We start from the raw sequence: 23167 nt of genomic DNA, 5'->3' as shown, positions 1-23167 counted from the left end.
TCCGGCGTGGGAGCGGGCTTGCCCCGCGATGGGCCCTTCAGTCAAACGCGCTCTTCAAGAACGCCTGCATATCCTTCCAAGAGCTCTCGTCAGCCGCCTTGTCATAGCCGATATCCGGTCCGCCATGCTCGCCATGCCCCAACCGATCCGCATCCGGGTTGGTAAACCCATGCTTGGCCCCTGGAATCCCGACGAACTGGTAGTCGGCCTTGGCCGCATCCATCTCTGCCTTGAACGCCGCCACCTGCTCCGGGGTGACCATGCTGTCGGCCTCGCCGTGCTCCACCAGGATCTTCGCCCGGATCACCCCCGGCTTGGCCGGCGTCTGGGTCACCAGCGCGCCATGGAAGCTCACCACGCCATCGAGCTTCTCGCCCCGGCGCGCCGCATCCAGCACCACCTTGCCGCCAAAGCAGTAACCGATGGCCGCCAATTGGTGCTTGTTGGTGTTGGGCTGGATCTTCAATAGCTCAAGCCCGGCGTCGAAGCGCCGGGCAGCGGCTTTCGGATCCTTCATCGCCGCCGCCATGAACGCCTGGGCGTCGGCCGGGTGCTCGGTGTTCTTGCCGTCGCCATACATATCGATGGCCAGGGCGTTGTAGCCCAGCGCCGCGAGGTCGCGGGCGCGGCGTTTGGCGTAGTCGTTCAGCCCCCACCATTCGTGCACCACCACCACGCCCGGGCGCTTGCCCTCGAGGGCGTCGTCGTAGGCGTAGTAGCCGATCAGGCGGTTGCCGTCGGCATCCTGGTAGGGAATCTCGCGGGTCTGCACCGCCGCCTGGGCAAGGCTGGCGCTGCACAACAAGGCCAGGGCAAGCAGGGTACGCATGGTCGAGCTCCTTGTTCGGTTCGTTCAGCCAAGGTTCAGGCCGGGTTCAGCAGGGGTTCAGGGCGCCCTCCCTACTCTAGCCCCCAGACAGCAACAACGCATCCAACCCGGAGTAACTGAACCATGAAAACCCTCAACACCCTGATTGCCGCCATGGCGGTTTGCGCAGCCGGCCTCACCAGCGTTGCCCAGGCCGATGACAACTTCGCCAGCCTGACCTACGGTCAGACCAGTGACAAAGTGCGCAAGTCCGGCCTGCTGCAACGCAACACCGACGGCCTGAACGCCGACGGCATCATCGGCAAGGACAGCACCTGGGGCGCGCGCCTGGGCAAGATCAACGACCAGGGCCGCTACTACGTGACCTACGACAACGTCTCGGGCGACCACAGCGGCGTCAAGCTGCGCCAGGAGAACCTGCTGGGCAGTTACGACCTGTTCCTGCCGGTGGGCGATACCACCAAGCTGTTCGGCGGCGGCAGCCTGGGCATGACCAAGCTGACCCAGGATTCGCCGGGCGCCCGCCGCGACACCGACTACGGTTACGCCGTCGGCCTGCAGGCCGGTGTGATCCAGGAAGTGACCGACAACACCTCGGTGGAGCTGGGCTACCGTTACCTGCGCAGCAACGCCGCCACCGAGATCGGCGCCCACGGCGGGCCGAAGGACGGTACCCTGCGCCTGACCAGCAGCGCGCAGACCTACCTGGCGGCTACCTACAAGTTCTGAGGTCGCTGTTATCCTGTGCAGGCCTTTTCGCGGGTAAACCCGCGAAAAGGCCTGCACAGGGCATTCCCATAGAAGGAGATCCGCATGAAATTGCTGGTGGTCGAGGACGAGGCGCTGCTGCGTCATCACCTGTTCACCCGCCTGGGCGAAGGCGGCCATGTGGTGCAGGCGGTGGCCAACGCGGAGGAAGCCTTGTACCAGGCCGAGCAGTACAACCATGATCTGGCGGTGATCGACCTGGGCCTGCCGGGCATGAGCGGGCTGGACCTGATCCGCCAGCTGCGCAGCCTCGGCCAGACCTTCCCGATCCTCATCCTCACCGCCCGCGGCAACTGGCAGGACAAGGTCGAAGGCCTGGCCGCCGGCGCCGACGACTATGTGGTCAAACCGTTCCAGTTCGAAGAGCTGGAAGCCCGCCTGAACGCCTTGCTGCGCCGCTCCAGCGGCTTCACCCAGTCGACCATTGCCGCCGGGCCCTTGGTGCTCGACCTCAACCGCAAGCAGGCGACCCTGGACGAGCAGCCCTTGGCGCTGACCGCCTACGAATACCGCATCCTCGAGTACCTCATGCGCCATCACCAGCAGGTGGTGGCCAAGGACCGGCTGATGGAGCAGCTGTACCCGGACGACGAGGAGCGCGACCCGAACGTCATCGAGGTGCTGGTCGGCCGCCTGCGCCGCAAACTCGAGGGCGACAACGGCTTCAAGCCGATCGACACCGTGCGTGGCCTGGGCTACCTGTTCACTGAGCGCTGCCGATGATTCGTTCGCTGCGGGTGCGCCTGATGCTGGCGGCGGCCTTGCTGGCGCTGCTGTTCATGCTGGCGCTGCTGCCGGCATTGCAGAAGGCCTTCAGCCTGGCGTTGCAGGAATCGATCGAGCAGCGCCTGGCCTCGGATGTGACCACTCTGATCTCGGCCGCGCGCATCGAGCGCGGCCAGTTGCAGATGCCGGCACTGCTGCCTGACGAGCGCTACAACCTGCCCTACACCGGCTTGCTCGGCTATATCTTCGACCGCCAGGGCACGCTGGTGTGGCAGTCGCGGGCCACCCGCAACCGCAATATCAACTACCACCCCCGCTATGACGGGCGCGGCAACGAGTTCGCCCGCATTCACCAGGACGACGGCGACGAGTTCTTCGTCTATGACGTCGAGGTCAAGCTGCTCGGCGGCAAGAGCGCGGCGTTCAGCATCGTCGCCCTGCAGCCGGTACGCGAATACCAGGACACCCTCAATGGCCTGCGCGAGAAACTCTACCTGGGCTTCGGCGCGGCGCTGCTGGCGCTGATGGTGCTGCTCTGGGCTGGCCTGACCTGGGGCCTGCGTTCATTGCGCCGGCTCAGCTCCGAGCTGGACGACGTGGAGAGCGGAGCGCGGGATGGCCTCAGCCGCGAGCACCCACGCGAGCTGCTGCGCCTGACCGGTTCGCTCAACCGCCTGCTGCGCAGCGAGCGCGAGCAGCGCCAGCGCTACCGCGACTCGCTCGACGACCTGGCCCACAGCCTCAAGACCCCGCTGGCGGTGCTGCAGGGCGTTGGCGAGAGCATGGAGCAGGGCGACCGCGAACAGGCGCGGGTGTTGCAAAGCCAGATCGAGCGCATGAGCCAGCAGATCGACTACCAGTTGCAGCGCGCCAGTCTGCGCAAGAGCGGCCTGGTGAAGTACCAGGTCGAGCTCAAACCATTGCTCGACAGCCTGTGCAGCACTTTGGCCAAGGTCTATCGCGACAAGCGCGTCGAGGTCAGTCTCGACATCCCGGCCCTGGCGCGGGTACCGATGGAGCAGGGCGCCTTGCTTGAGCTCTTGGGTAACTTGCTGGAAAACGCCTACCGGTTGTGCCTGGGGCAGGTGCGGGTGAGCCTGCGTCAGTCGCCGGGGCTGCTGGAGCTGTGCGTCGAGGACGACGGGCCGGGCGTGCCACCGGATCAACGCGAGCGGATTCTCGAGCGCGGCGAGCGGCTGGACCGCCAGCACCCGGGGCAGGGGATCGGGCTGGCGGTGGTCAAGGACATCATCGACAGCTATGACGCCGAGCTAAGCCTGGGCGATTCGGCGTTGGGCGGGGCTGCGTTCCGCATCGCTTTCCGGCTCGATTGATTCTGCCTTTCCAGTGCAGGGGGCGGTGCGTGAGAGCGGGCTAGCCCCGCGATACCGGTGAAGCCGGTGCCATCCGGCGCGGTCCTGATCGCGGGGCAAGCCCGCTCCCACCGGGAAGTCCCACTGGATACCTCCGAGGCGGATTCCCGCCAACCTACCCTGTACGATTTCCGCCATCGGGCGGAAATCCGCCATTTCCTACCGGCTTTTGCGCCCCGTCCCGGGGCATTCACACCCTGTAATCATTGGCTGTGCACCTCAAGCGGGCACTTTGGCATCGCCCTTGCTATTCAGCTGGCAGAGGCCTGCCCAGGCACTCGCCCACAACGACAAATCCCTCCGGGTACAGGAGGGTTCGCGATTCAGGTGCCCCGACATCCTGGGAAGGATGCGCCGGCCCACTTGAGGAAAAACTAGCCATGACGACTCGTCAGCCGCTGTACAAATCGCTGTATGTCCAGGTGATCGTCGCCATCACCATCGGTATTCTGCTCGGCCACTACTACCCGGAAACCGGTGTAGCCCTCAAACCCTTGGGTGACGGCTTCGTCAAGCTGATCAAGATGGTCATTGCCCCGATCATCTTCTGCACCGTGGTCAGTGGCATCGCCGGCATGCAGAGCATGAAGTCGGTCGGCAAGACCGGCGGTTACGCGCTGCTGTACTTCGAGATCGTCTCCACCATCGCCCTGATCATCGGCCTGGTCGTGGTCAACGTGGTCCAGCCGGGCGCCGGCATGCACGTCGACGTCAGCACCCTGAACGCCAGCAGCGTGGCCGCCTACGCCGCCGCCGGCGCGCAGCAGACCACCGTGGGCTTCCTGCTCAACGTCATCCCCAACACCGTGGTCGGCGCCTTCGCCAACGGCGACATCCTGCAAGTGCTGATGTTCTCGGTGCTGTTCGGCTTCGCCCTGCACCGCCTGGGCAGCTACGGCAAGCCTGTGCTCGACCTGATCGATCGCTTTGCCCATGTGATGTTCAACATCATCAACATGATCATGAAGCTGGCCCCGATCGGCGCCTTCGGTGCCATGGCCTTCACCATCGGCCAATACGGCGTGGGCTCGCTGGTGCAGCTGGGCTACCTGATGGCCTGCTTCTACATCACCTGCGTGCTGTTCATTCTGGTGGTGCTGGGCGGTATCTGCCGCGCCCACGGTTTCAGCGTGATCAAGCTGATCCGCTACATCCGTGAAGAACTGCTGATCGTGCTGGGCACCTCGTCGTCCGAATCGGCCCTGCCGCGCATGCTGGCCAAGATGGAGCGCCTGGGCGCGAAGAAATCCGTGGTTGGCCTGGTGATCCCGACCGGCTATTCGTTCAACCTGGACGGCACCTCGATCTACCTGACCATGGCTGCGGTGTTCATCGCCCAGGCCACCGACACCACCATGGACATCACCCACCAGATCACCCTGCTGCTGGTGCTGCTGGTGGCCTCCAAAGGTGCCGCGGGCGTCACCGGTTCCGGCTTCATCGTGCTGGCCGCGACCCTGTCGGCCGTCGGCCACCTGCCGGTGGCGGGCCTGGCGCTGATCCTGGGTATCGACCGCTTCATGTCCGAGGCCCGCGCCCTGACCAACCTGATCGGCAACGCCGTGGCCACCGTGGTCGTGGCCAAGTGGGTCAAGGAGCTGGACACCGACACCCTGCAGGCGGAACTGGCGTCCGGTGGCTCGCCCCTGGTCGACACCCGTCCGACCGACGACCTGGGCGTGGCCGAAGGTCCGGCGCGTTGATCGACGTGTGAAATGCAAAAAGGCGACCTTCGGGTCGCTTTTTTGTGCCAACTGGCGGAATGCCCGGGATAGTACGCCTACCCCTGTGGGGGGCGTTCGGCCCGGCATCTACTCGACCCGGGTCTCGCCGCTGTACACCAGGATCCCCCGACACCGCCGGCACAGGTACCTGCGCCCCTGGCGCACCAGCTTGTGCCGCTGGGCGGTGAACGGAAAGTCGCTCTCCGGGCACGGACAGCGGTAGATGTAGCGCGTCGCTACCCGCCGCTGCACCTCGTAGTTGTGGCAACGGTTCGGCGGCAGCTCGTACACCCCGCGCATGATCAACTGCCACTCCTCGCCATGGGCCTGGATGCGGTCACCGAACAGCTGGTGGGCCACCAGATGGGCGACCTCGTGGGCCACGGTCTGGCGCAGGAAGTCTTCCTGGTTCTCGCGGTACAGCTGCAGGTTGAAGCGAAGCAGGTTCTCGTGCAGGTGGGCGACACCGGCTTTCTGGCCGCGCAGCTTGAAACTGACCTGCGGGCGCGGAAAAGGGCGTTTGAAGAAGGTTTCGGCTTGCTGGTAACAGGTTTCGACGCGTTGTCTGAGCAGCTCGGGCATGGCGGGATGGTTCTCCTGACCCGGCATTATGCCGCAGGCACGGGCCGGTTGCCGAGCCGCCGGTCAGGCATATGAAACGAAGCCGCCTTGCGGCGGCCTCGGGTGATGCCCCAGTGCTGGTTGGATCTGATAGGTATGCGTCAGTTGGTGTAGACGGGCCCCACGCCCAGTCCCCAGATGATCACGGTCGCGGCCATGATCGCCACCAGTACCACCAGGCCCACCGCCAGCACCGAGCTGGAGAACAGGAAGCCTTCATCCGACGGTATGTTCATGAACGTCGGCAAGCCGACATACAACAGGTACACGGTGTAGCAGATGGCCGCCGTGCCGATCAGCATGCCCAGCCACAAGTGCGGGTACAGCGCCGCGAGTCCGCCGATGAACAGCGGGGTGGCGGTGTAGGTGGCGAAGGCGATGCACTGCGCCATGCTCGGGTTGGCGTCGTAGGTGCGCGCCATCCAGTGGATGAAGGCGCCCATCACCGCGACCCCGGCGAGCATCGCCAGGTACGACATGATGCTCATCCACAGCGCGCTTTCCATGGTCAGCATCACCGCCGGCCGTTCGCCGATCACCCAGCCGACCTGGGTGGTGCCGATGAACGCCGAGACGGCGGGGATCGCCGCCAGGATCAGGGTATGCGTCAGGTACATGTGGCTGATGCTTTCTTCCTCGCCACGGATCTCCCGCCACTCCTGGTCAGGGTGGGTGAACAGCCCAACAACGTGATGAATCATACGGGTCACTCCTATCGTCGTTGCCAAACGCCCCCCGGATGGAGCGCCTATGGCCCGAGGCCAGGACACCAAGTGCTGCGCCAATGTGGCCTTATGTCGCAGTATAGGAAGCCGTTCCCCGCATAAAACCGCGTTTTTAGAGCAAATCGCGCTGTCAGGCGCGGTGCTGATTCCCTTGAAGTCTTTATCGGATTCACCTACTGCGCCGTGCGGTTTGTGCGTAAAATAGCCGGCTTTTGTCACACCTCGCGGATCCAAGCGCTATGGGCACCCTCTCGGTCAACCAGAACAAACTGCAAAAACGCCTGCGTCGTCTCGCCGGCGAAGCCATCACCGACTACAACATGATCGAGGATGGCGACAAGGTCATGGTCTGCCTGTCCGGCGGCAAGGACAGCTACACCATGCTCGACGTTCTGTTGCACCTGCAGAAGGTGGCGCCGATCAAGTTCGACATCGTCGCGGTGAACATGGACCAGAAGCAGCCGGGCTTTCCCGAGCACGTGCTGCCGGCCTACCTCAAGGAACTGGGCGTCGAGTACCACATCGTCGAGAAGGATACCTACTCGGTGGTCAAGGAGCTGGTGCCCGAGGGCAAGACCACCTGCTCGCTGTGCTCGCGCCTGCGTCGCGGCACCCTGTACACCTTCGCCGACGAGATCGGCGCGACCAAGATGGCCCTGGGTCACCACCGCGACGACATCGTCGAGACCTTCTTCCTCAACATGTTCTTCAACGGCGCGCTCAAGGGCATGCCGCCGAAGCTGCGCGCCGACGACGGCCGCAACGTGGTGATCCGCCCGCTGGCCTACTGCAGCGAGAAGGACATCCAGGCCTATTCGGACATGAAGGAATTCCCGATCATCCCATGCAACCTGTGCGGCTCGCAGGAAAACCTGCAGCGCCAGGTGGTCAAGGACATGCTGGTGGAGTGGGAGCGCAAGCACCCGGGCCGTACCGAGAGCATCTTCCGCGCCTTGCAGAACGTTGCGCCGTCGCAGCTGGCCGACCGCAACCTGTTCGACTTCACCAGCCTGAAGATCGACGAAAGCGCCACCCCGCGTTTCCTCGACGTGCTGAACATTTGAGCCCATGCGCGACTATCAGTGGTTGCATGAGTACTGCCTGAACCGCTTCGGTTCGGCCCAGGCGCTGGAAGCCTTCCTGCCGCAGCCGCGCACGCCCGCGCAGTTGCGCGACATCCCTGACGACCGCTACCTGTCGACCCTGGCCCTGCGCGTATTCCGCGCCGGGCTCAAGCACAGCCTGGTGGACGCCAAGTGGCCGGCGTTCGAGCAGGTGTTCTTCGGTTTCGATCCGGAAAAGGTGGTGCTGATGGGCGCCGAGCACCTGGAGCGGTTGATGCACGACGAGCGCATCATCCGCCACCTGGGCAAGCTCAAGAGCGTGCCGCGCAATGCGCAGATGGTGCTGGACGTGGTCAAGGAGAAGGGCAGTTTCGGCGCGTTCATCGCCGACTGGCCAGCGACCGATATCGTCGGGCTGTGGAAGTACCTGGCCAAGCATGGCAACCAGCTGGGCGGGCTGTCGGCGCCGCGGTTCCTGCGGATGGTCGGCAAGGATACCTTCATTCCCACCGACGATATGGCGGCGGCGCTGATCGCGCAGAAGATCATCGACAAGCCGCCGACCAGTCAGCGTGACCTGGCGCTGGTGCAGCAGGCGTTCAACCAGTGGCATGCCGAGAGCGGGCGGCCGTTGTGCCAGTTGTCGGTGATGCTGGCGCATACCGTCAACCACTGAGATCGCTGGGGCTGCAAAGCAGCCCCGGAATCAGCTTCCTTCGCCGGCCATGCGCCGCTCGAACTGAAACTTCCAGCGCACATACAGTAGCCCGGCCACGAACAACCCCAGGCTCACCAGCACCTCGACCCAGCCGAACAGCGCCCGCGCCGGATCGAACGCGGCCAGCACGCCCTTGATGAAGTAGATGTTCACCACGAAGCAGGTCCAGGCATGTGCCCGGGCGCTGCCCGTCAGCATGCCCGGCAGCAGCAGCAGCAGGGGGATCAGCTCGATGGCCATGATCACCTCGACCCGCGCCCCGTGCAGGTCGGCGAACCACAGGTTGTTCACCACCAGCAGGGCGATCAGGCCGAAGAAGCAGGCCAGGCTCAGGGCGCGGGTCAAGCGCACCCGTGGGGCCAGCCAGTCCAGTGGCGGCAAGACCTTGGGCTTTCTAGCCACGTTCGCCACCCAGGGCCTTGGCCGTCTTCGCCAGGCGCTGTCCGAGCGCGCGGCACAGGGCGATCTCGTGTTGGTCCAGCTCGCGCTTGCCGTCGGCGCCGGCATGGTGGCTGGCGCCGTACGGCGTGCCGCCGCCACGGGTCTCCAGCAGCGCCGATTCGCTGTAGGGCAGGCCGGTGACCAGCATGCCGTGGTGCATCAGCGGCAGCAGCATCGACAGCAGGGTGGTCTCCTGGCCGCCATGCAGGCTGGCGGTGGAGGTGAACACCGCCGCCGGCTTGCCCACCAGCTCGCCACCCAGCCACAGGCTGCTGGTGCCGTCGAGGAAGTACTTGAGCGGCGCGGCCATGTTGCCGAAGCGGGTCGGGCTGCCCATGGCCAGGCCCGCGCAGTGGCGCAGGTCGTCGAGGGTGGCGTACAGCGCGCCGCTGGCGGGGATGTCCGGGGCCACGGCTTCGCACTCGGTGGAGATCGCCGGCACGGTGCGCAGGCGCGCCTCCAGGCCGGCCATCTCGACGCCGCGGGCAATATGCCGGGCCATCTCGCTGGTCGAGCCGTGGCGGCTGTAGTACAGCACCAGGATGTAGGGTTCGCTCACGGCAGGATCTCCAGGACCTTCTCCGGTGGGCGGCCGACCACGGCCTTGTCACCGGCCACCAGGATCGGCCGCTCGATCAGCTTGGGATGCTCGACCATCGCCTTGATCAGTTGGTCGTCGCTCAGGGCTGGGTTGGCCAGCTCCAGGGCCTTGTATTCGTCTTCGCCGGTGCGCAGCAGCTGGCGCGCGTTGATGCCCAGCTTGCCAAGCAGCTGTTCGAGGGTGGCGGCGTCTGGCGGGGTTTCGAGGTAGCGCACGACGTTCGGCGTCAGGCCGCGTGCCTCGAGCAGTTCCAGGGCGCCGCGGGATTTCGAGCAGCGCGGGTTATGATAGAGGGTCAGATCGGTCATGACGGGTCGCATCCAGCTGGGTGTGGCGGCTATTCTAACCGCAGCGACCGACTTCAATGCTTGAAAACTTCGAGAAGGATTGACCCATGGCAAGGCGTTTGGCAGCTGCACTGGCCATCACCGCGAGCCTGTTGCTCGGCGGCTGCGGTGCGGACTACGGCGTGGACCAGCACGGCAACACGGTAAAGGCCGAACAGATCGACGGGCACTGGCTGGTGCTCAACTACTGGGCCGAATGGTGCGGCCCGTGCCGCACGGAAATCCCTGAACTCAATGCCGCTGCCAAGCAGTGGGAGGCCCAGGGCATTCGCGTGGTGGGGGTGAACTTCGATGGGCTGCAAGGGCCGGACCTGAAAGCCGCCGCCGATACTTTGGGCATCGGTTTCACCGTGCTGGCCCAGGACCCGGCCGAGCGTTACGAGCTGCCGCGCAGCGAGGCGCTGCCGGTGACCTACATCATCGACGACAAGGGCAAGGTGCGTGAGCAACTGATGGGCGAGCAGACGCTCGAAGGGCTGCAGGCGAAGATCAGGGCTTTGAAAGGCGGCGCCTGATCGATCTTGGGGCCGCGCAGCGGCTTCAGATACTTCAGCCTTCCTCTGGCCAGAACCGCAGTGGCTTGCCTTCAACCGGCCAGAAACGGATCTGCTCGATCGGCGACACATCCCAGCGTTGCACCGTTTCCAGCGCCTGCAGGAAGCGTTTTTCCTGCTCCATCAGCGCCGGCGCGCACAGCTTGCGGGTCTTGCCAACCTTGCCGAAACTGATGCGCTCGCCCTCCAGCGTGTAGGGCGCGAACCAGTGGTTGCAGCCGCCGTTGCCGTAGGCGCGACCATCGCTGGCCAGGGTCAGCGTCAGGTGGCTGTAGTCGATCAGCGGGCGCTCACCAATCCACTCCAGCACGTAGCTCTGCTCCTGCTGCAGCTTCGAGGGTTGTGCGGCGCAGCCCATCAGGCCGCAGGCGATCAGCGCGCCGGTCAGCAGCTGTTTCACTCAACCACGCTCCCGGCACTGTGGGCACAGGTGCTTGTCGCCCTTGCTCGCCCAGCCCAGTTCCTGGATGCGCGCGCTGGCGGCCGGGGCCTGGCCCTTCTTGCCTAGCTTGGCGTCGTTGGCGAACTCGAAGTCCAGCACCGCGTCGCAGCTGTCGCACTTGACCTGCCAGTTGAGGATCTCAAGCTCGTTGAACGCCGGGCCCTGGGCCACGGCGACCCACTGGCCGTGCGGGTTGATCAGGTGGCGCACGGTCTCGACGGTCAGTCGCATGGACAGGTCCTTGCTGCCCTTGAGGGTGACCAGCAGGACGTCGCCTTTTTGGATCGAGCCGCCGTTGCCGGTGACCTGGTAGCGGCCCGGCACCAGTGCGCGGCACTCGATCAGGGTGTGTTGCGGGTTGAAAAGGGTGTAGCGGAAATCGTGTTCGACCATGGGTCCTCCAAAATTGCCGCGTATCCTAGCATCAACCGTTTACAAGATTGTGCGGATTGCCTGCCGCCCAGCGGTTGATGTTGTCCAGGGTGGTCGCGGCGATGGCGTCCAGGGCCTCGCGGGTAAGGAAGGCCTGGTGGGCGGTGACGATCACGTTGGGGAAGGTCAGCAGGCGTGCCAGCACGTCGTCCTGCAGCGGCAGGTCGGAGCGGTCCTCGAAGAACAGCTGTGCCTCCTCTTCATACACATCCAGCCCCAAGTAGCCGAGCTGGCCGCTCTTGAGCGCGTCGATCAGCGCCGGAGTATCGACCAGCGCGCCGCGGCCGGTGTTGATCAGCATGGCGCCGGGCTGCAGCTGGGCCAGGCTCCGGGCGTTGATCAGGTGGCGGGTGTGCTCGGTCAGCGGGCAGTGCAGGCTGATGATGCGTGCCTGGCGCAGCAGCTCGGGCAGCTCAAGGTAGCGCGCGCCGAGGGCGACCAGCTCGGGGTTGGGATAAGGGTCGTAGGCCAGCAACTGGCAGCCGAAGCCGGCCATGATGCGGGCGAAGGCGGCGCCGATCTGGCCGGTGCCAACCACGCCGACGGTCTTGCCGTGCAGGTCGAAGCCGGTCAGTCCGTGGAGGGTGAAATCGCCCTCGCGAGTGCGGTTGTAGGCCCGGTGCAAACGGCGGTTGAGGGCCAGGATCAGGGCCACGGCGTGCTCGGCGACGGCGTGGGGCGAATAGGCCGGGACGCGGACCACGGTCAGGCCAAGGCGCTGTGCCGCAGCCAGGTCGACATGGTTGAAGCCGGCCGAGCGCAGGGCGATCAGGCGCGTGCCGCCGGCGGCCAGGCGTTCCAGCACCGGGGCGTCGAGCTCGTCGTTGATGAAGGCGCAGACCACCTCGAAACCCTGGGCCAGCGGCGCGGTGTCGAGAGTCAGGCGGGCGGGCTGGTAGTGCAGCTCCAGGGGCCCCGCGCTGGCGGCGCGGGTGAAGCTTTCCTGATCGTAGTGCTGGCTGCTGAACAACAGAGCGCGCATGGTTGGGGGCCTGTCTGAAATGCCACCAGTCTAGCCAAATGGTTGGCCTGGGCGTTGACCTGTGTCGCCTACGCGCTCTGGCGCGCCTGTTCGGCCAAGCGGTTGATGGCCTGGTCCAGTTCGTCCAAGGCCTGCAATGCCTGGGGGCTATCCTGCTTGAGCAAGGTCTCGCTGCGCTGGCAGGCCGCCCGCAACTGCGGCACGCCGCAATAGCGCGAGGCACCGTTTAGCCGGTGCACGCGCTCGATCATCGCTGTGCGGTCGGCGGCTTTGCGCGCGGCCCGGATGGCTTCGCGGTCGGATTCCAGCGAGGCCAGCAGCATGGCCAGCATGTCCGCCGCCAAGTCCGCCTTGCCGGCAGCCAGACGCAGGCCTTCCTCCGGGTCGAGCACCTTCAGCTCGCTGCTGTCGGCCAGGCGTTCGCTGGCGCGTTCCGGTGGCGGCGCGCCCAGGCTCAGGCCGGTCCACTTCATCACCACCTGGGCCAGCTGGCGCTCGCTGATCGGCTTGGTCAGGTAGTCGTCCATGCCGCTGTGCAGCAGGGCGCGCTTTTCGTTGGCCATGGCGTGGGCGGTGAGGGCCACGATCGGCAGGGGCGGGCCGCTCTGGCTGCTTTCCCACTGGCGGATCTGCTCGGTGCAGGCGCGGCCATCCATGCCGGGCATCTGCACATCCATCAGCACCAGGTCGAACGGTTCGTCCTGCACGGCCTGTACCGCGCCGTAGCCATTGTCCACCGCCAGCACCTCGGCGCCCATGCCTTCGAGCAGGGTCTGCACCAGCAGCAGGTTGGCCGGGTTGTCGTCGACGCAGAGGATTTTCGGCATGCGCTGGCCCGAGTGGTTGCGTTGCTCGCACACCGGGCGGCGCGGTTGCTCCAGTTCTAGCAGCAGGCGGCGCAGCTTGCGGGTGCAGGTCGGCTTGGCCAGCAATTGGCCGTGGGCGTTGGGCAGGTAGGGGTGGTAGAGCGGCTGTTCGGTGGTCGGGCAGAGCACCACGCACTGGCAGCCTAGGCGCTCAAGCTGCTGGTGGTAATGGCCCAGCTGTTCCGGCGACAGGCTGCCCAGGTTGACCCCGAGCACGGCGAACTCGAAGGGTTGTCCGGCCTGGCTGGCGGCCTGCGCGCCTTGCAGCAGTTGGTCGCAGGACGCGAACACGCTGACCGCCAGGCCGCAGTCCTCCAGTTGGTGTTCCAGCGCCTGTCGTGCCAAGTCGTGGCTGTCGACGATGGCCACGCGGCGGCCGAGCAGGGCCTGGGCGGGCTGCTCCTCGGCGTCGTCGTGAGCCTTGGGCAGGTTGAGGCTGATCCAGAACTGCGAGCCTTCGCCGGGCGTGCTGTCGACACCGATCTCGCCACCCATCTGCTCGATCAGGCGCTTGGAGATCACCAGCCCCAGGCCGGTACCGCCGGGCTGGCGCGACAACGAGTTGTCGGCCTGGCTGAAGGCCTGGAACAGGGTGCGCACATCCTGGGGCGAGAGGCCGATGCCGGTGTCCTGAACGCTAATGCGCAGTTGCACGCTGTCTTCCTGCTCGTCCTCAAGCATGGCGCGTACGACGATGGTGCCTTCGCGGGTAAACTTGATGGCGTTACTCACCAGGTTGGTGAGGATCTGCTTGAGCCGCAGCGGGTCGCCCACCAGCGACAGCGGCGTGTCGCGGTAGACCAGGCTGAGCAGCTCCAGCTGCTTGGCGTGGGCGGCCGGGGCAAGGATGGTCAGGGTGTCCTGAATCAGGTCGCGCAGGTTCAGCGGGATGCTATCGAGCACCAGCTTGCCGGCCTCGATCTTGGAGAAGTCTAGGATCTCGTTGATGATCCCCAGCAGGTTGTCGGCGGACTTCTCGATGGTGCCGAGGTAGTCAAGCTGGCGCGGGGTCAGCTCGCTCTTCTGCAACAGGTGGGTGAAGCCGAGGATGCCGTTGAGCGGGGTACGGATCTCATGGCTCATGTTGGCGAGGAACTCGGACTTGATCCGGCTGGCCTCCAGGGCCTCCTTGCGCGCCATGTCCAGCTCGATGTTCTGGATCTCGATGGTCTCCAGATTCTGGCGCACGTCCTCGGTGGCTTGGTCGATGCTGTGCTGCAGTTCTTCGTGGGCGCTGTGCAGGGTCTCGGCCATGCGGTTGATGCCGGCGGCCAGCTCGTCGAGTTCATGGCTGCCCATGGCCGGCAGGCGTTCGTCCAGGTGCCCGTCCTTGAGCTGGTTGACCGCGTGCTTGATGCGGTTGATCGGGTTGTTGATGGTACGGCTCATGCGCAGGGCCAGCAGCGCGGTAAGGCTCAGGCAGGCGAGGATCAGCAGCAGGCTGGTGAACAGGTTGCGGTAGCCGCGCAGCAAGGTGCCGTCGTGGGACAGTTCGATCTCCACCCAGCCGAGCAGGCGCTCGGCCTCGGCGGGAACGGCGTCGGTGGCCAGGTCGCGGTGATGGCCGAACACCGGCATCAGGTAGCGGGTGGCGTCGTTGCCGGTGCGTTGCAGCAGTTGCGTGCCGGTGCCGCCGCTGGGCGGCTGGTTGAGCATGCTCGGACCTGCGTGGGCCAGGCGCGTGCGGTCGGCGGCGAGGAACGCCACGGCGCGCACATCGGCCTGCTCCAACGCCTGGGTGGCGATACGCTCCAGTTGCGCCGGGGCCTGGCGGGCGAGGGCCGGTGCCGCCAGGGGTGCCAGTTGCTCGGCGATCATCTTGCCGCGCTGCAGCAGTTGCGTACGCAGGTCGTTCTGTTGCAGCCAGGTGAAGTAACTGCCCAGCACCAGGGCCATCAGGCTGGCGGGCAGCAAGGCCAGCAGCAGGACGCGGCTGCGGATTCCCAAACGGTCGAGCACACCTGTCTCCTGTCATGTGCTGTTAAAGGCGCAGTTCGCGCATCAGCGGGAACGTTACTCTGCGCTGAGGGGGAATGCACAGGATTTGTAATGGTTTTTGCTTTTCTCAGATGGCAGTGCCGGTGCGACCGCTCTGACCTCGCGCCAGTCGGGCGACGGTTGCCTTGTTCGGACCGCTTGTCCAATAATCGCGCAATTGAGAATTGATGGCAGTTGCCAATGCATCCTGAAGCTATTCGCGCGACCAACATCCTCGCCATCGAGGACGACCCCGTGCTGGGCGCCTACCTGCACGACGAGCTGCAGCGCGGCGGCTTCCAGGTGACCTGGTGCCGCGATGCCCTCGAAGGCCTGGAGGCGGCGGGCCGGCAGGTGTTCGACTTGGTGCTGATGGACATCCTGCTGCCCGGCCTCAACGGCCTGGACGCCCTGGTCAGCCTGCGTCGGTGCAGCGCCACGCCGGTGATCCTGATGTCGGCGCTGGGCGCCGAGGCCGACCGCATCAGCGGCTTCGAGCGCGGCGCGGACGACTACCTGCCCAAGCCGTTCAGCTTTGCCGAGCTGCGCGTGCGCATCGAGGCGATCCTGCGTCGGGTGGCCTTCGAGCGACGCGCTCGGGCGCCGCGGGAGGCGGACACCGGGCAGCTGCATTTCGACGAGCAGACCACCGATGTCAGCTTCGCCGGAGCCTGTGCCGGTCTGACTCCCAGTGAATACCGCCTGCTCGACACCCTGCACCGCAGCCAGGATGAGGTGCTGAGCAAGCCCTTCCTCTACCAGCACGTCCTGCAGCGCGGTTACTCGCGGCATGACCGCAGCCTGGACATGCACGTCAGCCAGATCCGCCGCAAGCTCAAGGCCATCGGCTACCACGAGCGGCAGGTGCGTACCGTGTGGGGCAAAGGCTATGTGTTCGGCGTGGGCGAGGCCGACTGAACCATGCTCGACCGTCACTCGTTGTTCTGGAAACTCACCGTCCTGCTGGTGGGCTTCTGCCTGTTGATGATCGGCCTGAGCTACAGTTGGGGCCGGCACATGGAAACCCAGGATGCCTTCCTGTCCGAGCCGGCGCGGCAGGTCCTGCGCGGTTACGCGGCCGAGGCCGAGCAAGCCTGGCGCGGCGGCGACCGCGAGGGCGTGGATGCCTGGCTGGCCACGATGCGCGAGCGCGAACAGGGCTGGGTGGGCGTGCTCGATGGCGATCTGCAGCCGCTGGGCAGCGCCGACCTGAGCGCAGGCCAGGCCCAGCGCCTGACCCGCCTGCGTGGCGTCGACTGGCCCATGAGTCGGCGTACCATCGGCCAGCCCTGGTTGCGCCTGCCGTTCCCCGGCGCGCCGGAGCAGGGCATGTTGGTGATCGAGCTGCCGGAGCGCTTCAACCCCGGCCAATACCGGTTGTTCTGGCGCATCGTCACCAACGGCATCATCCCCGGGCTGTTCACCTTGCTGCTGTGCGTCGGCCTGTACCGCATGCTGATCGTGCCGCTCAACCAACTGCGTGAGCAGGCCAATGCCTGGCGTGCCGACCAGTTGGCGGCGCGCCTGGACTCGCGCACCACTCGGCGCAAGGACGAACTGGGCGAACTGGCCCGCGCCTTCGACCAGATGGCCGAACGCCTGCAGGGTACCGTGGCCCTGCAGCAGCAGTTGCTGCGCGACCTGTCCCACGAGCTGCGCACGCCGCTCAGCCGCCTGCGCGTGGCCTGCGATGGCGAGACCGACCTGCAGCGCCTGCGCGAACGCCTGCACCGTGAGGTGGATGGCATGCAGCAACTGGTCGAGGACACCTTGCAACTGGCCTGGCAGGACGCCGAGCGCGCGCCGGTAAACCTCGAGCCGATCCAGGTGGCGGCGCTGTGGGATCTGCTCAGCGAGAACGCCTGCTATGAAAGCGGCTGGGCGCCGCGACAGCTGCGCTGCGAGCTGCCGGCTGACTGCTGGGTGCAAGGCAGCCTCAATGACCTGGCCCAGGCGCTGGAGAACATGTTGCGCAATGCCATCCGTCATTCACCCGAGGCGGGTGTGGTGCGCCTGAGCGGTTGGCGGGAGGGCGGGTATTGGCGTATCGACCTGGAGGACGAGGGCGGTGGCGTGGCCGAGGAAGACCTGGAGCGGATCTTCGCGCCGTTTTCCCGGCTGGAGGGTTCGCGGCCAGGGGACGGTGGTTTCGGCTTGGGCTTGAGCATCGCCCGCAATGCGATCCGCCGCCAGGGTGGGCGCGTGTGGGCGGTCAATGGCGAGCGCGGCCTGCGCTTGTGCCTGCGCCTGGCTGCGGGGGAGTCGAGCCCATCGCGGGACAAGCCCGCTCCAGGCACTTATAGCCACCCGTTATAACATCCAGCAATTGCGTGATATGGCCGCGCTGGGTTTGCCGGTATGATAGGTGCCCCTGCCGTCCGGATTGCGAAAACGCCCATGACCCTGCAGTACCCAACCATCGCCGAGTGCATCGGCCATACGCCACTGGTTCGCCTGCAGCGCATCGCCGGGGACACCAGCAACACCTTGCTGCTCAAGCTCGAAGGCAACAATCCGGCAGGTTCGGTCAAGGACCGCCCGGCGCTGTCGATGATCACCCGCGCCGAGCTCCGTGGCCAGATCAAGCCCGGCGACACCCTCATCGAAGCCACCTCCGGCAACACCGGCATCGCCTTGGCCATGGCCGCGGCGATCAAGGGCTACAAGATGATCCTGATCATGCCGGACAACTCCACCGCCGAACGCAAGGCGGCGATGACTGCCTATGGCGCCGAGCTTATCCTGGTGACCAAGGAAGAGGGCATGGAGGGCGCGCGCGACCTCGCCGAGAAGATGCAGGCCGAAGGCCGCGGCCTGGTCCTCGACCAGTTCGCCAATGGCGATAATCCGATCGCCCACTACAACAGCACCGGCCCGGAAATCTGGCAGCAGACCCAGGGCACCATCACCCATTTCATCAGCTCCATGGGCACCACCGGCACCATCATGGGCTGCTCGCAGTACCTCAAGGAGCAGAACCCGGCGGTACAGGTCGTCGGCCTGCAGCCGATGGAAGGCTCGGCCATCCCCGGCATCCGCCGCTGGCCCCACGAGTACCTGCCGAAGATCTTCGACGCCACCCGGGTCGATCGCGTGGTCGACATGTCCCAGCAGGAGGCCGAGCAGACCACCCGTCGCCTGGCCCGCGAAGAGGGCATTTTCTGTGGCGTATCCTCCGGCGGTGCGGTGGCGGCGATGCTGCGCCTGTCCCGCGAAGTCGAGAACGCGGTGATGGTCGCCATCATCTGCGACCGCGGCGACCGTTACCTCTCCACCGGCCTGTTCGATCCAACCTGATGTCCAGAAAGAAAAACAATACCGGCCTGCGTTTCCAGCCGGCCGGCGGCAACCGTGCCGCACAGGTACCCGTGGGCAAGAAGCAGCGCCTGACGATCGAGCGCGTGGCCGGTGACGGTCGCGGCATCGCCTTCATCGAAGGACGTACCTGGTTCGTCAGCGGCGCGCTGGCTGGCGAAGATGTCGAGGCGCGGGTGCTCGCGGCGCGTGGCAAGGTGGTCGAGGCGCGCCTGGAGCGCGTGTTCCAGGCCAGCCCCGAGCGCCGTGAAGCGCCTTGCCGGCACTATGCCCGCTGCGGTGGCTGCAACCTCCAGCACCTGCCTCATGACGGGCAACTGGTGCTCAAGCAACGCCTGCTTGCCGAGCAGCTGCAACGGGTGGCCGGCAAGCAGCCCGAGGAGTGGGCTGTTCCCCTGAGCGGACCGGAATTCGGCTACCGCCGCCGGGCGCGGGTCGCGGTACGCTGGGACACCAAGGCGCGCCAACTGGACGTGGGGTTCCGCGCCGAGGCCAGCCAGGACATCGTCGGCATCGACGAATGCGCGGTGCTGGTACAACCCTTGCAGTCGATCATGCGCCACCTGCCGACCGTGCTGCGCAGCCTGGCCAAGCCGCAGGCGCTGGGGCACGTGGAGCTGTTCAGCGGCACCGCCGAGGCGGTGCTGGTACGGCATGTGGCGCCCTTGTCCAGTGAAGACCTGGCGCGGCTCGAGGCGTTCTGCCGCGAGGCCGGCGCCCAGCTGTGGCTGCAGGGCGAGGGCGAGCCGGCACCGGTCGATGCCGCGGCGCAACTGGGCTTTGCGCTGGAGCCTTGGGGCATGGAACTGGCCTGGCGGCCGGGTGACTTCGTCCAGGTCAACGCCCAGGTCAACACCTTGATGATTCAGCAGGCCTTGGCCTGGCTGGCGCCCGAGGCGCACGAGCGGGTCCTGGACCTGTTCTGCGGCTTGGGCAACTTCGCCCTGCCCCTGGCCCGCCAGGCGCGCGAAGTGGTGGCGGTGGAGGGCGTGCAGGCCATGGTCGAGCGCGCCGCCGCCAACGCCGACGGCAACAATGTGCATAACGCTCGGTTTTTTCAGGCCGATTTATCGCAGCCTTTGGCGGGCGCCGGATGGGTCGCCGAGGGCTTTTCTGCGGTACTCTTGGATCCACCGCGCGACGGGGCATTCGAGGTGGTGCAAGGCATCGCCCGGCTCGGTGCGAAGCGGCTGGTCTATGTATCGTGCAACCCGGCCACGCTGGCGCGAGACGCGCAGGTGCTGGTCGGGCAGGGGTACCGGTTAAAAAGGGCCGGGATTCTCGACATGTTTCCTCAGACGGCGCATGTCGAGGCCATGGCGTTATTCGAAGTGGGCTAGCCGGGCTGGCCCTCTTGGTGCGGCCTTCAAGGAGTGAGGGGCGCACAGGTGATAGCCAGTGCACCCGCGTGGTGCGCTGTATGGAAAGGTAAAACAAAGATGGTACAGGTGAGAGTGCACCAGCCGGTCAACCACGACGGCAGTATCAATCTCGAAGCATGGCTCGATCATGTGGTGAGCGTCGATTCGCAGCTCGATCGCCCGGGGCTGAAAGAGGCCTGCGAGTTCGCCCATGAGGTCGAGAAAAAAGGCAATCCAGCCAAGCATTCCTGGGCCGACGGCACCTCCAGTTTCCAGGCTGGGTTGGAGATCGCCGAAATCCTCGCCGACCTCAAGCTCGACCAGGATTCGCTGGTCGCCGCGGTGATCTACCGCTCGGTGCGCGAAGGCAAGGTGACCCTGGCTGAAGTCGGTCAGCGCTTTGGCCCGGTGGTGTCCAAGCTGATCGACGGCGTGCTGCGTATGGCGGCCATCAGTGCCAGCCTCAGCCCGCGCCAGTCGTTGGTACTTGGTTCCCAGGCGCAGGTCGAAAACCTGCGCAAGATGCTGGTGGCCATGGTCGACGACGTGCGCGTGGCGCTGATCAAGCTCGCCGAACGTACCTGTGCCATTCGTGCGGTCAAGGGCGCCGACGACGAGAAGCGCCTGCGCGTGGCACGTGAGGTGTTCGACATCTATGCGCCGCTGGCGCACCGGCTGGGCATCGGTCATATCAAGTGGGAACTCGAGGACCTGTCGTTCCGCTACCTTGAGCCCGACCAGTACAAGCAGATCGCCAAGCTGCTGCACGAGCGCCGGCTGGACCGCGAGCGCTTCATCAGCGACGTGATGAACCAGCTTCAGAACGAGCTGCTGGCCACCGGCGTCAACGCCGACATCAGTGGCCGGGCGAAACACATCTATTCGATCTGGCGCAAGATGCAGCGCAAGGGCCTGGAATTCAGCCAGATCTACGACGTGCGCGCAGTGCGCGTGTTGGTGCCGGAAGTGCGCGACTGCTACACCGCGCTGGGCATCGTGCACACCCTGTGGCGGCACATCCCCAAGGAGTTCGACGACTACATCGCCAACCCCAAGGAAAACGGCTACCGCTCCCTGCACACCGCAGTGATTGGCCCCGAGGGCAAGGTGCTGGAGGTGCAGATCCGCACCCACGCCATGCACGAGGAAGCCGAGCTGGGCGTGTGCGCGCACTGGCGCTATAAGGGCACCGACGTCAAGCCCAGCTCCAACCACTACGAAGAGAAGATCTCCTGGCTGCGCCAGGTGCTGGAGTGGCACGAGGAACTGGGCGACATCGGCGGCCTGGCCGAACAGCTGCGTGTCGATATCGAGCCGGACCGGGTCTACGTGTTCACCCCTGACGGTCACGCCATCGACCTGCCCAAGGGCGCCACGCCGCTGGACTTCGCCTACCGGGTGCACACCGAGATCGGCCACAACTGCCGGGGCGCCAAGATCAACGGCCGCATCGTGCCGTTGAACTACAGCCTGCAGACCGGCGAGCAGGTGGAGATCATCACCAGCAAGCACGGCAGCCCGAGCCGCGACTGGCTGAACTCCAACCTGGGCTACGTGACCACCTCGCGGGCCCGGGCCAAGATCGTCCACTGGTTCAAGCTGCAGGCCCGCGACCAGAACGTGGCCGCCGGCAAGACCCTGATCGAGCGCGAACTGAGCCGATTGGGCCTGCCCCAGGTGGACTTCGAACGCCTGGCGGAAAAGGCCAACGTCAAGACTGCCGAGGACATGTTCGCCGCCCTTGGCGCCGGCGACCTGCGCCTGGCGCACATGGTCAACGCCGCCCAGCAACTGCTCGAACCCGAGCGCCTGGAACCGGTCGAGCTGATTCCGCGCCAGGCCCGGGGCATACGCGCGGGCAAGCGCAGCGACATCCAGATCCAGGGCGTCGGCAACCTGCTCACGCAGATGGCCGGGTGCTGCCAGCCGCTACCGGGCGATGCCATTGTCGGCTATATCACCCAGGGCCGTGGCGTGAGCATCCACCGCCAGGATTGTGCCTCGGTGCTGCAGCTGGCGGGCAAGGAGCCGGAGCGTATGATCCAGGTCAGCTGGGGGCCGATCCCGGTGCAGACCTACCCGGTCGACATCGTCATCCGTGCCTACGACCGCCCGGGGCTGTTGCGCGACGTGTCGCAGGTGCTGCTCAACGAGAAGATCAACGTATTGGCGGTCAACACCCGCTCGAACAAGGAAGACAACACCGCGCTGATGTCACTGACCATCGAGATCCCCGGCCTGGATGCCCTCGGACGTCTGCTGGGGCGGATCTCGCAGTTGCCCAACATCATCGAGACGCGGCGTAATCGCACCCCTTGAGAAACGGGGCCGCTGTGCGGCCCATCGCCGGCAAGCCGGCTCCCACAGGATCGAGCTGTACCCTGTGGGAGCCGGCTTGCCGGTGATCGAGGGCGAAGCCCTCGCCTAGGAACAGACTTGATATGACCTACACCCTTGAAGACCTGCTGCACCTCATGGCCCGCCTGCGTGACCCGCAATATGGCTGCCCCTGGGACCTCAAGCAGGACTACGCCAGTATCGTCCCGCACACCCTCGAGGAAGCCTACGAAGTCGCCGACACTATCGAACGCGGCGACTTCGAGCACCTGCAGGGCGAGCTCGGCGATCTGCTGTTCCAAGTGGTCTATTACAGCCAGCTGGCCCGTGAAGAAGGGCGCTTCGAGTTCGACGGCGTCGTCGATTCGATCACCCGCAAGCTGATCCGTCGCCACCCCCATGTGTTCCCCACCGGCGAGCTGTACGCGCCGCTGGAGACCCCGGCGTTGAGCGAGGCGCAGATCAAGTCGCGCTGGGAGGAGATCAAGGCCGAGGAGCGCGCCGAAAAAAGCGAGCCCGAGCAGTTGTCGCTGCTCGACGATGTGCCCGCGGCCTTGCCCGCGCTGTCCCGCGCCGCCAAACTGCAGAAGCGCGCCGCCACGGTCGGCTTCGACTGGCCCGAGGCGCTGCCGGTGCTGGACAAGGTCCGCGAGGAGCTCGACGAAGTGCTGCAGGCCATGGCCGATGGCGACAGCGACGCGCTGGAGGACGAGCTGGGCGACCTGCTGTTCGCCACCGTCAACCTGGCCCGGCACCTCAAGCACGACCCGGAAAATGCCTTGCGCCGCGCCAACCGCAAGTTCGAGCGGCGCTTCCGATTCATCGAACAGGCATTGCGCGCGCAGGGCCTGAACATCCAAGATCGTACCCTCGACGAGCTGGACGCCCTGTGGGGCGAGGCCAAGCGTCAGGAAAAGAACCTGCCCAGCTGCGGCTGAGCCGATGCATAAGTGAGTAGAACACC

At 65.8% G+C, this 23167-nt stretch carries 23 protein-coding genes; 13 read left to right on the top strand and 10 right to left on the bottom strand.

Annotated features, from left to right (window positions below):
- Positions 1–37: 37 nt before the first annotated feature.
- A complete protein-coding gene (locus tag AC25MA_RS15690) occupies positions 38–829 on the bottom strand; it encodes a dienelactone hydrolase family protein (RefSeq protein WP_486972198.1) in 792 nt (263 codons plus the stop codon).
- A gap of 123 nt (positions 830–952) precedes the next feature.
- On the opposite strand from AC25MA_RS15690, the gene AC25MA_RS15685 reads away from it, so the two are divergent.
- The 4 genes from AC25MA_RS15685 (at position 953) to AC25MA_RS15670 (ending at position 5399) form a co-directional block, all read left to right on the top strand.
- Positions 953–1558 (top strand): outer membrane protein, encoded by a 606-nt coding sequence (locus AC25MA_RS15685; RefSeq protein WP_028690934.1) that lies wholly within the window; start codon positions 953–955, stop codon positions 1556–1558.
- A gap of 84 nt (positions 1559–1642) precedes the next feature.
- The gene (locus AC25MA_RS15680) at positions 1643–2320 is read left to right on the top strand and encodes a response regulator (protein ID WP_028690933.1); all 678 of its coding nucleotides are present in this window, start codon (positions 1643–1645) and stop codon (positions 2318–2320) included.
- A complete protein-coding gene (locus tag AC25MA_RS15675) occupies positions 2317–3657 on the top strand; it encodes an ATP-binding protein (RefSeq protein WP_028690932.1) in 1341 nt (446 codons plus the stop codon). Before AC25MA_RS15680 ends, AC25MA_RS15675 begins: the two co-directional genes overlap by 4 nt.
- A gap of 419 nt (positions 3658–4076) precedes the next feature.
- Positions 4077–5399, top strand: coding sequence for a dicarboxylate/amino acid:cation symporter (locus AC25MA_RS15670; RefSeq protein WP_028690931.1), 1323 nt, complete (start codon positions 4077–4079; stop codon positions 5397–5399).
- 108 nt (positions 5400–5507) lie between these two features.
- On the opposite strand, the gene AC25MA_RS15665 is transcribed toward AC25MA_RS15670, so the two are convergent.
- Both AC25MA_RS15665 and AC25MA_RS15660 read right to left on the bottom strand, forming a co-directional pair.
- A complete protein-coding gene (locus AC25MA_RS15665; protein WP_028690930.1) occupies positions 5508–6002 on the bottom strand; it encodes a SprT family zinc-dependent metalloprotease in 495 nt (164 codons plus the stop codon).
- Positions 6003–6142: 140 nt separating this feature from the next.
- Positions 6143–6742 carry a Yip1 family protein gene (locus AC25MA_RS15660; RefSeq protein WP_028690929.1) on the bottom strand — a complete coding sequence of 200 codons (600 nt, stop codon included), beginning with the start codon at positions 6740–6742 and terminating at the stop codon, positions 6143–6145.
- 263 nt (positions 6743–7005) lie between these two features.
- Here AC25MA_RS15660 and ttcA point away from each other — a divergent pair, with 263 nt between their 5' ends.
- Both ttcA and AC25MA_RS15650 read left to right on the top strand, forming a co-directional pair.
- Positions 7006–7830 carry a tRNA 2-thiocytidine(32) synthetase TtcA gene (gene ttcA / locus AC25MA_RS15655; protein ID WP_011532643.1) on the top strand — a complete coding sequence of 275 codons (825 nt, stop codon included), beginning with the start codon at positions 7006–7008 and terminating at the stop codon, positions 7828–7830.
- Between the two features lie 4 nt (positions 7831–7834).
- Positions 7835–8506, top strand: a complete 672-nt coding sequence (locus tag AC25MA_RS15650) for a DNA-3-methyladenine glycosylase I (protein ID WP_213883238.1) — start codon at positions 7835–7837, stop codon at positions 8504–8506.
- 30 nt (positions 8507–8536) lie between these two features.
- Here the strand turns inward: AC25MA_RS15650 and AC25MA_RS15645 are convergent, their stop codons facing one another.
- Genes AC25MA_RS15645 through arsC form a run of 3 tightly spaced genes read right to left on the bottom strand, consistent with a single transcriptional unit; the run spans position 8537 to position 9898 of the window.
- Entirely contained in the window at positions 8537–8950 is a 414-nt protein-coding gene (locus AC25MA_RS15645) for a DUF2069 domain-containing protein (protein ID WP_213883237.1), read from the bottom strand.
- Positions 8943–9548, bottom strand: a complete 606-nt coding sequence (gene wrbA, locus AC25MA_RS15640; protein ID WP_028690926.1) for an NAD(P)H:quinone oxidoreductase — start codon at positions 9546–9548, stop codon at positions 8943–8945. Before wrbA ends, AC25MA_RS15645 begins: the two co-directional genes overlap by 8 nt.
- Entirely contained in the window at positions 9545–9898 is a 354-nt protein-coding gene (gene arsC, locus AC25MA_RS15635; protein WP_028690925.1) for an arsenate reductase (glutaredoxin), read from the bottom strand. Before arsC ends, wrbA begins: the two co-directional genes overlap by 4 nt.
- 86 nt (positions 9899–9984) lie before the next feature.
- Between arsC and AC25MA_RS15630 the strand changes: the two genes are divergently transcribed.
- Positions 9985–10452, top strand: a complete 468-nt coding sequence (locus AC25MA_RS15630; protein ID WP_028690924.1) for a TlpA disulfide reductase family protein — start codon at positions 9985–9987, stop codon at positions 10450–10452.
- A gap of 34 nt (positions 10453–10486) precedes the next feature.
- Here the strand turns inward: AC25MA_RS15630 and AC25MA_RS15625 are convergent, their stop codons facing one another.
- From AC25MA_RS15625 to AC25MA_RS15610, 4 genes are all read right to left on the bottom strand, one after another.
- Positions 10487–10891, bottom strand: coding sequence for an META domain-containing protein (locus AC25MA_RS15625; protein ID WP_088852502.1), 405 nt, complete (start codon positions 10889–10891; stop codon positions 10487–10489).
- On the bottom strand, positions 10892–11326 hold the full coding sequence (locus tag AC25MA_RS15620; protein WP_028690922.1) for a hypothetical protein: 435 nt from the start codon (positions 11324–11326) through the stop codon (positions 10892–10894).
- Between the two features lie 31 nt (positions 11327–11357).
- Positions 11358–12347 carry a 2-hydroxyacid dehydrogenase gene (locus AC25MA_RS15615; protein WP_028690921.1) on the bottom strand — a complete coding sequence of 330 codons (990 nt, stop codon included), beginning with the start codon at positions 12345–12347 and terminating at the stop codon, positions 11358–11360.
- A 68-nt stretch (positions 12348–12415) separates the two neighbouring features.
- Positions 12416–15172: a response regulator gene (locus AC25MA_RS15610; RefSeq protein ID WP_486972197.1), complete on the bottom strand. Its 2757-nt coding sequence runs from the start codon at positions 15170–15172 to the stop codon at positions 12416–12418.
- 219 nt (positions 15173–15391) lie between these two features.
- Here AC25MA_RS15610 and AC25MA_RS15605 point away from each other — a divergent pair, with 219 nt between their 5' ends.
- The 6 genes from AC25MA_RS15605 to mazG all read left to right on the top strand — a co-directional run bounded on the left by AC25MA_RS15605 (position 15392) and on the right by mazG (position 23141).
- Entirely contained in the window at positions 15392–16108 is a 717-nt protein-coding gene (locus AC25MA_RS15605; RefSeq protein WP_213883235.1) for a response regulator transcription factor, read from the top strand.
- Between the two features lie 3 nt (positions 16109–16111).
- The gene (locus AC25MA_RS15600) at positions 16112–17506 is read left to right on the top strand and encodes a histidine kinase sensor domain-containing protein (protein ID WP_486972196.1); all 1395 of its coding nucleotides are present in this window, start codon (positions 16112–16114) and stop codon (positions 17504–17506) included.
- 81 nt (positions 17507–17587) lie between these two features.
- The gene (gene cysM / locus AC25MA_RS15595) at positions 17588–18487 is read left to right on the top strand and encodes a cysteine synthase CysM (RefSeq protein ID WP_028690918.1); all 900 of its coding nucleotides are present in this window, start codon (positions 17588–17590) and stop codon (positions 18485–18487) included.
- Positions 18487–19845, top strand: coding sequence for a 23S rRNA (uracil(1939)-C(5))-methyltransferase RlmD (gene rlmD / locus AC25MA_RS15590; protein WP_213883233.1), 1359 nt, complete (start codon positions 18487–18489; stop codon positions 19843–19845). Before cysM ends, rlmD begins: the two co-directional genes overlap by 1 nt.
- Before the next feature lie 99 nt (positions 19846–19944).
- Entirely contained in the window at positions 19945–22185 is a 2241-nt protein-coding gene (gene relA / locus AC25MA_RS15585; protein ID WP_028690916.1) for a GTP diphosphokinase, read from the top strand.
- Between the two features lie 122 nt (positions 22186–22307).
- Positions 22308–23141 carry a nucleoside triphosphate pyrophosphohydrolase gene (mazG, locus tag AC25MA_RS15580; RefSeq protein WP_028690915.1) on the top strand — a complete coding sequence of 278 codons (834 nt, stop codon included), beginning with the start codon at positions 22308–22310 and terminating at the stop codon, positions 23139–23141.
- Positions 23142–23167: the final 26 nt, after the last annotated feature.

Source organism: Pseudomonas sp. P65(2024) (genome assembly GCF_057480955.1).
This window is presented reverse-complemented; position numbering and strand designations above follow the sequence as displayed.